Consider the following 9,218-nt stretch of genomic DNA (forward strand, 5'->3'; position numbering starts at 1 on the left):
GAGGGACAGGTCAAACCCGCCCTGTCGTGCCGCGGGGCAAGGGGGCGGCCTGCGCCATGGCGCCCGGATCAGGGAAGGCCCGCAGGGGAGGCGCCAGGGAAGAAGGCCGGGCAAGGCGATATTCCCGGCCTTCCCCGGCCTCTCAGTGGCGGCGGATCACGCCTTGCGGTCCCAGCCGCTGATTGCCTTTGAATCCATGAACTCTTCCAGCCCCATCACGCCGCCCTCGCGCGCGCGCCCCGAGGCCTTGACCCCGCCGAAGGCCGAACCGGCCCCACGCGGCTCGCCATTCATCTCGACCATGCCCGAGCGCAACTGCCGGGCCACGCGGTTGCGCCGCGTGCCGTCCTGCGACTGGACGTAATTGGTCAGCCCGTAGGGCGTGTCATTGGCGATCCGGACGGCCTCGTCCTCGCTGTCGAAGGGGATGATCGACAGGACCGGGCCAAAGATTTCCTGGCTGGCGATGGTCATGTCGTTGCGGACATCGGCAAAGACCGTGGGGCGGACGAAATAGCCGCGGTTGACGCCCTCGGGCAGGCCGGTGCCGCCGGCGACCAGCCGCGCGCCTTCGTCGATGCCGGCCTGGATCAGATCCTGGATCTTGTCCCATTGCTGCTTGCTGACCACCGGGCCGATATGCTTGCCCGGCTGATGTGCCGTCGCCACGCCGGTTTCGCTGGCGACCCTTGCCGCCGTCTCGACCGCGCGGTCATAGGCCGCGCGTTCGACCAGCATCCGGGTCGGCGCGTTGCAGGACTGGCCGCTGTTGTAGAAGCAGTGCCGGGCACCGCGCACCACCGCCTTGTCGTCGGCATCGGCGAAGACGATATTGGCGCCCTTGCCGCCCAGTTCCAGCACCACCTTCTTCAGGCTGTCGGCGGCGGCCTTGCTGATCGCGATGCCCGCGCGGGTCGAGCCGGTAAAGCTGATCATCTCGACATCCGGATGCGTGGACAGCTGCGTTCCCACCCCCAGCCCGTCGCCATTGACGAGGTTGAAGACCCCCTTCGGCAGCCCGGCCTCGTCGACGATCTCGGCGAAGACCATCGAGGACAGCGGCGCGATCTCGGAGGGTTTCAGCACGCAGGTATCGCCGGCCAGCAGCGCCGGGATGACCTTCAGCGTGACCTGATTCATTGGCCAGTTCCATGGCGTGATCAGCCCGACCACGCCGACCGGCTCCCAGGCGACCATGCTGTTCGGCGCGTGTTCGCCCAGCGGCCGGATGAACTGGAAATCGCGGAAGGCATTGATGAAATTGGTGATGTGATAGGTGCCTGCGGCGACCTGATCGCCCAGCGACATGTCCTGTGGCGCGCCCATCTCATGGCTGATCGCCCAAGCCATGTCGGGCGCCCGGCGCTGATAGACCTCGAGGATCTTCTCGACATGGGCCAGCCGCTCGGAGGGCGAGGTCCGCGACCAGGCCGGAAATGCCGCCTTGGCGGCGGCGACGGCGGCGTCGGTATCGGCCCGGTCGCCAAGGCTGATCACCGCCACGGGCTCTTCGGTCGAGGGGTCGATCACCTCGAGATCGTTCGCCTTCGCGGGATCGACCCATTCACCGTTGATATAGAACTTGCGCTTGTCCAGCAGCGTGCCCATCGCATCCTCCTGTGGCTTGTCGCCCGGGATGGTGGCACTCTGCCGCGGCGACCGCAAGGGCGCGGCCACGTCCTGCGGGCCGGACGGGACGAGGCCGCGCATTCCCGACCCTCTGGCAATTTCCGCTCTGCGGCATATGTTGAGGGCCGACTCAATCAGCCCGAAAGGACGTGCCATGTCCCTGCGCATCAATGATGTCGCGCCCGATTTCACCGCCAATTCGACCGAGGGCGAGATCCGCTTTCACGACTGGATGGGTGGTGGATATACCATCCTGTTCAGCCATCCGCGCGACTTCACCCCGGTCTGCACGACCGAATTCGGCGCGGTGGCGCAACTGGTGCCGGAATTCGAGGCGCGCAACACCAGGGTTCTGGGCGTTTCGGTCGACTCGGTCGAGGATCACGCGAAATGGAAGAACGACATCGCGCATGTCGCGGGCGTGCCGGCCAATTTTGCCATCATCGACGACAGCGATCTGACCGTGGCCAAGGCCTATGACATGCTGCCGGCCGAATATTACCTGCCGACCGAGGGGCGCACGCCCCAGCATTCGGCCACCGTCCGCACCGTCTTCATCATCGGTCCCGACAAGAAGGTCCGGCTGACGATGACCTACCCGATGTCGATCGGCCGCAATTTCGCCGAGATCGTCCGGGCGCTGGACGCGGTGCGCAAGACCGATGGCGTGCCGCTGGCCACGCCCGCCAACTGGGTGCCCGGCCAGGACGTGATCGTGGCCACGGCACTGGACAACGCGGCCGCCGAGGCGAAATACGGCGCGCTGGACATCAAGCTGCCCTATCTGCGCTTCGCCAAGGACCCGGCCTGACGACGCGGAAGCCCCGGTCATGCCGGGGCTTTTCGTCAGGCGCCGAAGCGGCTGACGCGATCCTGCGGTGCCAGCCGCGCCTCGCCCCCGGGGCCGATCCAGCGGTCCACGCCATGCCGGGTCCGGGTCCGTTTCTCGGCCCGGGTCCGGTCCTTGACCTCGCGGTTGAACGCCAGAATCTCGGGCGAGACATATCCGCGCTCGTGGAACAGGTGCAGCACGACCGTCGCATAGCGGATGCGCCGCGCCGTCAGGCCGGTATTGTTCAGCCGATAGCCGAACTCCACATCCTCGCCGCCATAGCCCATCTCCTCGTCAAAACCGTTCACCGACAGCGCCTCGCTGCGCAGGCACGAGGCGGAATGCCCGTTCCAGGACGGATTGGCCTGAAACAGCCGGTCCATCGCCCAGGCCACCGGCCGCGGCCCGCCCAGCTTGACCATGCGCCAGCGCGACGGGGCGCCGTGATCCAGCAGCCAGCGGGCGGTAAAGCAGTCCTGTGAGGCCACCGCGGCCTCGTCAATGGCCTCGGAGACCTGCCGGTTCTGCTTGAAATAGCTGCCCGACAGGAACCGCCCCGGCCTCGCCTCGCGGATATGGGTGTCGACGAAATCGCCGCGCACCACGCAATCGCCATCGGTCACCACGATCCGCTGTCCCCGCGCCAGCGCCAGCGCCTTGTTGAGGATGCGGCATTTCGCGAAACCCTCGTCGGGCTGCCAGACATGGGTGACGGGCACCGGGCTGCGCCGCGCCATGCGTGTGATCAGTTCCGCCGTTTCGGAACCCGAACCGTCATCGGCAATGATCAGTTCGAAATCGCGGCGGGTCTGGGCGAAGAACCCCCACAGTACCTTTTCCAGCGCGGCGGGCCAGTTATAGGTCGAGATCAGGACCGAGGAGGAGAAGCCTTCCTGTTCGGTCAATGTCATCTCATCATGCTTTCGCTGCCCTGGACCATCGCGCCCGCACCGCCGGGTCATCCCGTTCCGCATAGCAGCAATCGCTCCGCCGGGCCAGTCCGCGGGTCCTCCGCTTTCCCGGTGCATCGCCCGGAAAACCTGCATAGACTGACCTTCGAGACCAGCCGGAGCCGAGCCTGCCCATGTCCGACCGCCCGTTATCCCGCAAGGTGATCCGCCTCGGCTTTCAGGCGCTCGGGCGGTCGCGCGCACATCGTCAGGATATCTGGCCGGGCCTTGCCATCGACCGGCCGTCGGGTCGCGTCAGCTGGCGGAGGGGCCATCTTCTGACGTTGCGGCCTGCCAGCGCGTTCATCCCGCAGGGCGGGGCGCTGATCGCCGTGGTCGGTTCGGGCCCCTCGCTGAAGGACCAGCGGATCGAGGCGCTTGGCCACGGCACCGCGATCCTGTGCAACGGCGCCGCCACGCTGGCCGGGCGCATCCACCCGCTGGCCGTCGCGGTCGAGGACGAGCGTTTCGTGTTCCGCCACCACGCCATGCTGGAGGCCTTGCCCCGCGATATCCCGTTGCTGCTGTCGCCCGCCGTGCTGCGGGCCTGGGCCGAACGCGGCGCCGGCGCGCTGGACGGACGGACGGTGGCGCTGATCGACAATCTGGAAAAGCCCGTGGCCACGCCGCGCCGTGCCCTGTCGGACCCGTCCCTCAGCCAGATCGTGCTGCGCGGGCGGCAGGGGGCGCTGTCGATCGATCCCGATCGCGGCGTGGTCATCACCGGCACCGTCGCCTTCTCGGCGCTGCAATTCGCGCTTGCCGCCCGGCCGGCGCGCATCCTGCTGGCCGGGATCGACCTCAGCAACGACAGCCAGCCGCGCTTTTATGAATCCGGGGATCAGGCGCCCTCGGGCCTGTCCGCCGGGCTGGAGCGGATTCTGGCAGGCTTTGCGCTGGCCCGCGAGGCCGCCGCCCGGCGTGACATCGTCCTGACCTGCGCCTCGCCCGTGTCGGCGTTGCTGGGGCTGGGCTATCCGCGCGACGGCCTCCTAGACTGAATCGTGGTTGGCGATCTCCTGACGGATTTCGGGCGCGATGTCGCGATCCAGGCCAAGTTTCAGTAGCCATTGACGCTGTACACGCGCTTCGCGGGTTCTGGCCTTCTTGAGAAATGACACGCCAAGACGCGCCTGCATTCTGGGATGCGCGTATGCGTAGGCGTGGTGGATCCGGTACTGGCGGATCAGTTCTTCGATCCGTGGTCGCTGCTCGCTGAAGGACCCGCCATCCGACAGAATTGGAGAAAGTCGTTCGGCATCGTGCTGGTCCGCCTCGATCCGGTATTCGGCCACTTCGCGCAGATCGTCGTCGCTCAAGGCCAGCAGCGAGTCGATCAGCCGCTGTCGATCGTGGATATAGTCCACCGTAAAGCCAAGCTGCTGGAAGTGTCGGGTCAATCCGCGTTCGAAATTCCTGACGACGACGTATTTGTCATTCATCAGTCGCATCGTCTGCCAGTAATCTTGAAAGCTCTGGCTCGCGACAAGCTTTTCGCCGAAACGATAGAAATAGGACTGGATATAGTCCTTTCCGCCCTTGCGCGCGCTCTGGTTGAGGAACAGGCCGAACAGATCGGCCCTCGATGCCCGCGCGCGATCAATGGCATCGCAATTCTCGCGAAGCGGAAACCAGATGCTGTCATTCAAGACATAGAGTGCCCTTGGACATGCACCGCGCTCCAGCAGGGTCAGGATACCCTCACGATAGCCGCCGAAATCATAGCCGAAATTGGGTCGCTCGATGATCAGGCTGCAGATCGGCCGTAGGCGCTCGTGATCCAACGGGCTCAGCGGATGGTTGGACACCAGAACCGGCGAGATATTCTGCCGCACAAGCCAGGACAGCGTGAAATAGGTAGACTCGCTGATGCCTTGGGGTTGATAGACCAGAACGATCGCGATCTCGTCCCTCAGGGGCAGATCGGCCTCTGTTCGCGTCACCAGCTTGCTGCGCCGCCGGTCATACACCCGCCGCTGCACGGTGCCGGAGACATACCAGTGCAAGTTGGTGATCTGGATGCGCAGGCGGTTCAGTTCCCGCCCCATCTTCGCCCGTGAAACCATGTGCCCTCTTGATCCTTGCCTTTGCCGAAGCCGTTTCGGTCAATCCACCGGACGACCACGAAGCCGTTTCAGAAGCCTGATCGTCGCCGGGGACCGTCGCGCCGTCGCCGACAGTTGCCGCAGCCCCGGCAGCCGGTCCCAGAAGCGCAGTTCCGCGATGTCGCTGCGCGACGAGCGCTGCACCGCCAGCGGCGCGCGGCTGCCCAGAACCGTCAGATCGGGATAGGCCGCACGGATCCAGCAATAGGCACCGTCCACATGCATCGGCCCGCCTGCGGGGTCGCCGGGCGGACGGGCATGGATCGCCTCGAGATAGGGCACCGCCAGTTCCGAGAACCGCGCGCTGAACCCCACGAAATGCGCCAGCGGAAAGGTGTGGTCGGGCGACAGCCGCAGCAGATGCGGGCCCAGCGGCTGATCGCCGGGCTGCGCCTCAAGTGGCGCGACGGAATAGAACAAATCCCAGTCGCTCCGGGTCAGATCGTCCCGGATCGCGGTCAGGGCCGCGGCGAAATCGGGGATGAAATCCGCGTCATCCTCCAGCATCAGCGCCCGCTTGACACCATCGGCCAGAATCGCGCGATGCACGCCCAACTGGCTTTCGAAACAGCCGCGCGCGCCGCGGGTCGGGAAATCGCCCTCATCGGGCGGAAAGCTGGCGGGGAACAGGGTCACCGCCGGGTGGTTCAGGCTCAGCCCGATCCGGTTCAACTGCTCGTTCATCTCGCGGCGGCGGTCGTCGCGATGCGCGAGGTTGATGACATAGATGCGGTCAAAGACCGACAGCAGCGTTTCGGAGACAGGTTGCACCGGCAAAGCCCTCACATGACGACAGCCCCGGATCGCGGGGCTGTCTTCGTTCCTACAGGATTATCCGATCCCATCCGAGTACGATTACTCGGCGGTTTCTTCCTTCCTCTCGGTGATTTCCTCACCGGTCTCCTGATCGACCATCTTCATGCCAAGGCGCACCTTGCCGCGATCGTCGAAGCCCAGAAGCTTGACCTTGACCTCCTGGCCCTCCTGCAGCAGCTCGCTCGGGTGGCCGAGGCGCTTGTTGGCGATCTGGCTGACATGGACGAGGCCGTCGCGCTTGCCGAAGAAGTTCACGAAGGCGCCGAAATCGACCAGCTTCACCACCTTGCCGGTATAGACCTGACCCTCTTCCGGCTCGGCCACGATCGAATAGATCATGTCATAGGCCTTCTTGATGGAATCGGCATTGGCGCTGGCGATCTTGATCACGCCATCGTCGTTGATATCGACCTTGGCGCCCGAGACCTCGACGATCTCGCGGATCACCTTGCCGCCCGAGCCGATCACTTCGCGGATCTTGTCGGTCGGGATGGTCATGGTCTCGATCCGCGGGGCATGGGCGCTGAACTCGTGCCGGCCTTCGGACAGGGCCTTGCCCATCTCGGCCAGGATATGCATCCGGCCGTCACGCGCCTGCGCCAGCGCCTGCTGCATGATCTCGGGGGTGATGCCCGCGACCTTGATGTCCATCTGCAGCGAGGTGATGCCCTCGGCGGTGCCGGCGACCTTGAAGTCCATGTCGCCGAGGTGATCCTCGTCGCCAAGGATGTCGGTCAGAACGGCGTATTTGCCGTCCTCTTCCAGAATCAGGCCCATGGCGACGCCGGCGACCGGCGCCTTCAGCGGCACGCCCGCATCCATCATCGACAGCGAGCCGCCGCAGACCGAAGCCATGGACGAGGAGCCGTTCGATTCCGTGATCTCGGACACGACGCGGATGGTATAGGGGAAATCGGTCGCCGCCGGCAGCACCGCCTGCAGCGCGCGCCATGCCAGCTTGCCGTGACCGATCTCGCGCCGGCCGGGCGAGCCCACACGGCCAACCTCGCCGACCGAATAGGGCGGGAAGTTGTAGTGCAGCAGGAAATTGCTGCGGAAATTGCCGTGCAGCGCGTCGATGATCTGCTCATCGTCGCCGGTGCCCAGCGTGGTCACCACCAGACCCTGCGTCTCGCCGCGGGTGAACAGCGCCGAGCCATGGGTGCGCGGCAGGAAGCCGACTTCGCAGTCGATCGGGCGCACGGTGCGGGTGTCGCGACCGTCGATCCGGGCGCCGCCATTGATGATGTCACCGCGCAGGATGCCGGATTCCAGCTTCTTCAGCGCCGAACCGAGGTTGGAATTGGCCAGGTCTTCCTCGCCGAGGCCGGCCTTGACCTTGTCCTTGGCCGCCGCCACGGCGTCCTGACGGTCGCTCTTGTCCTTGATCGCGTAGGCCGCGCGCATGTCGGCCTCGCCCAGAGCCTTCACGCGGCCGTAAAGCGCGCTGTAATCGGGCGACTGGAAGTTGAAGGGCTCTTTCGCGGCCGACTCGGCCAGCGAAATGATCAGGTCGATCACCGGCTGCATCGCCTCGTGGCCGAACTTCACCGCGCCCAGCATCTCGTCCTCGGTCAGCTCATAGGCTTCGGACTCGACCATCATCACCGCGTCCTTGGTGCCGGCGACGACCAGGTCCAGGCGCTGCTCGGGGTTATTGCGCAGCTGGTCCATGTCCTGAACCTCGGGGTTCAGCACATAGTTGCCATCGACAAAGCCGACGCGGGCGGCACCGATCGGCCCCATGAAGGGCACGCCCGAGATGGTCAGCGCGGCCGAGGCGGCGATCATGGCGACGATATCGGGATCATTGACCAGATCGTGGCTCAGCACGGTGCACATCACCAGCACCTCATGCTTGAAGCCCGGCACGAACAGCGGACGGCAGGGACGGTCGATCAGGCGCGCGGTCAGCGTCTCCTTCTCGGTCGGCCGGGCCTCGCGCTTGAAAAAGCCGCCGGGAACCTTGCCAGCGGCGTAATATTTTTCCTGGTAATGAACCGTCAGCGGAAAGAAGTCCTGTCCCGGCTTCGGCTCCTTGGCAAAGGTCACGTTGGCCATGACGCTGGTCTCGCCCAGCGTTGCGATGACGCTGCCGTCGGCCTGACGGGCAACCTTCCCCGTTTCCAGTGTCAGCGTTTCCTGCCCCCACTGGATCGATTTCTTCACTTCATCAAACATCTGATATCCTCTGGGTCGCGCCAGCCCTCTGGCCGCGCCCTTGTCCTATGGCGGCCCCATTGCCGCCGCCCCCTGTCCTTCGCGTAGCCCCGGGGGCGCCGGGCGTCACGTCACAGATTGGGGGCGTTTACAGGAAAAACCGTGGCTTGGAAAGTGGGGTGGGAACTCGCACTTTCGCTGGAACTACAGGCCGGTTCGGCCCAATAGGCCATCAGCTTTTGCGCCCCATTGTGGTGAAATAGGATGCTCGCCAGTGAATAGCCCCGCGTTTCTTAGACGCCTTCGTGTCTCAGTTTCTGCTGCCGCTCGAAGTCGACGGGTGACAGCATTCCATTCCGGGCGTGCTTGCGCTTCGGGTTGTAGAACATCTCTATGTATTCGAACACATCCTGCCTGGCTTCTTCGCGAGTTCGGTAGGTCCGTCGTCTGATCCGCTCGCGCTTGAGCAGGTTGAAGAAGCTCTCGGCAACCGCATTGTCGTGGCAGTTCCCGCGGCGGCTCATCGAGTGCTCCAGATTGTGGGCTCGCAGGAACGCCGCCCAGTCGATGCTGGTGAACTGGCTGCCCTGATCCGAGTGAATCAGAACCTTTTCTCTTGGCTTTCGCCGCCATGTCGCCATCAACAGCGCTTGTAGCACGACATCGGTCGTTTGACGGCTCTGCATCGACCAGCCGACAACACGCCGGGAATAGAGGTCGATGACG

8 protein-coding genes are annotated in these 9,218 nt (G+C 65.0%); 2 read left to right on the forward strand and 6 right to left on the reverse strand.

Annotation, left to right across the window (positions count from 1 at the left end):
* Positions 1-156: 156 nt before the first annotated feature.
* Positions 157-1,599 (reverse strand): aldehyde dehydrogenase family protein, encoded by a 1,443-nt coding sequence (locus KNW02_RS12320; RefSeq protein ID WP_216033585.1) that lies wholly within the window; start codon positions 1,597-1,599, stop codon positions 157-159.
* 184 nt (positions 1,600-1,783) lie between these two features.
* Here KNW02_RS12320 and KNW02_RS12325 point away from each other — a divergent pair, with 184 nt between their 5' ends.
* Positions 1,784-2,440, forward strand: a complete 657-nt coding sequence (locus KNW02_RS12325) for a peroxiredoxin (RefSeq protein ID WP_216033570.1) — start codon at positions 1,784-1,786, stop codon at positions 2,438-2,440.
* Between the two features lie 35 nt (positions 2,441-2,475).
* Here the strand turns inward: KNW02_RS12325 and KNW02_RS12330 are convergent, their stop codons facing one another.
* The gene (locus KNW02_RS12330; protein WP_216033571.1) at positions 2,476-3,372 is read right to left on the reverse strand and encodes a glycosyltransferase family 2 protein; all 897 of its coding nucleotides are present in this window, start codon (positions 3,370-3,372) and stop codon (positions 2,476-2,478) included.
* 173 nt (positions 3,373-3,545) lie between these two features.
* Here KNW02_RS12330 and KNW02_RS12335 point away from each other — a divergent pair, with 173 nt between their 5' ends.
* Complete coding sequence (locus KNW02_RS12335; RefSeq protein ID WP_216033572.1) at positions 3,546-4,412, forward strand: glycosyl transferase; 867 nt, start codon at positions 3,546-3,548, stop codon at positions 4,410-4,412.
* Here KNW02_RS12335 and KNW02_RS12340 read toward each other — a convergent pair.
* The 4 genes from KNW02_RS12340 to KNW02_RS12355 form a co-directional block, all read right to left on the reverse strand.
* Positions 4,404-5,477, reverse strand: coding sequence for a rhamnan synthesis F family protein (locus KNW02_RS12340; RefSeq protein ID WP_216033573.1), 1,074 nt, complete (start codon positions 5,475-5,477; stop codon positions 4,404-4,406). The genes KNW02_RS12335 and KNW02_RS12340 overlap by 9 nt on opposite strands.
* A 39-nt stretch (positions 5,478-5,516) precedes the next feature.
* Positions 5,517-6,287, reverse strand: a complete 771-nt coding sequence (locus KNW02_RS12345; protein ID WP_216033574.1) for a glycosyltransferase family 25 protein — start codon at positions 6,285-6,287, stop codon at positions 5,517-5,519.
* An 84-nt stretch (positions 6,288-6,371) separates the two neighbouring features.
* Positions 6,372-8,513 carry a polyribonucleotide nucleotidyltransferase gene (pnp, locus tag KNW02_RS12350; protein WP_216033575.1) on the reverse strand — a complete coding sequence of 714 codons (2,142 nt, stop codon included), beginning with the start codon at positions 8,511-8,513 and terminating at the stop codon, positions 6,372-6,374.
* A gap of 272 nt (positions 8,514-8,785) precedes the next feature.
* The coding region (locus tag KNW02_RS12355) for an IS3 family transposase (RefSeq protein ID WP_216033576.1) at positions 8,786-9,218 on the reverse strand (433 nt) is incomplete at its 5' end.

The organism is Paracoccus marinaquae (genome assembly GCF_018860165.1).
Lineage (GTDB): Bacteria > Pseudomonadota > Alphaproteobacteria > Rhodobacterales > Rhodobacteraceae > Paracoccus > Paracoccus marinaquae.

Coding starts and splice junctions, on each gene's coding strand:
- KNW02_RS12330 (WP_216033571.1), bottom strand. CDS start 3,372: ATGACATTGACCGAACAGGAAGGCTTCTCCTCCTCGGTCCTGATCTCG.
- KNW02_RS12325 (WP_216033570.1), top strand. CDS start 1,784: ATGTCCCTGCGCATCAATGATGTCGCGCCCGATTTCACCGCCAATTCG.
- KNW02_RS12340 (WP_216033573.1), bottom strand. CDS start 5,477: ATGGTTTCACGGGCGAAGATGGGGCGGGAACTGAACCGCCTGCGCATC.
- pnp (WP_216033575.1), bottom strand. CDS start 8,513: ATGTTTGATGAAGTGAAGAAATCGATCCAGTGGGGGCAGGAAACGCTG.
- KNW02_RS12335 (WP_216033572.1), top strand. CDS start 3,546: ATGTCCGACCGCCCGTTATCCCGCAAGGTGATCCGCCTCGGCTTTCAG.